Raw genomic sequence first — 523 nt, forward strand, 5'->3', positions numbered from 1 at the left:
GGACCTAATTATTACAGGACCAACCGGAGTAGGCAAATCATTTATCGCTTGTGCCTTGGGATTCCAGGCCTGTGCACAGGAACTTAAAACCATGTATTTTACGGCCAATAAACTCCTGGACCGAATGAACCTGGCCAAGGCAGATGGTAGTTATTTTAAGTTTATGGATAAAATAGCTAAAACAAAACTGCTTATCATCGACGACTTTGGTCTTAAACAAATCGATCATAAACAGTGTAATATGCTACTGGATCTTGTGGACGAGAGACACGGAAGTTCATCCACAATTATCACCTCACAATTGCCTGTAAAATCCTGGTTCGACTGCTTTAAGGAACCAACGGTTGCAGATGCAATCCTAGATAGATTAACCAATGGTTCATACCGCATAAATTTAGAGGGAGAATCGATGAGAAAATTTAGAAAATAAGAGCAAAAAAAATTTAATTAACTTAACCGAAATTTTAGAAGAAAAGTGTCCGTTTTGAAACGGAACGCCTGTCCGCTTTCAGCGGATTATGCA

The 523-nt window shown here is 39.2% G+C and carries 1 protein-coding gene; it reads left to right on the forward strand.

The window, feature by feature from the left end; all coding sequences use genetic code 11:
• Positions 1–430: ATP-binding protein (locus LB467_RS18705; RefSeq protein ID WP_224475666.1), on the forward strand; the 430-nt coding region annotated here is incomplete at its 5' end.
• Between the last annotated feature and the right edge of the window lie 93 nt (positions 431–523).

This window comes from Salegentibacter tibetensis (genome assembly GCF_020164485.1).
GTDB lineage: Bacteria > Bacteroidota > Bacteroidia > Flavobacteriales > Flavobacteriaceae > Salegentibacter > Salegentibacter tibetensis.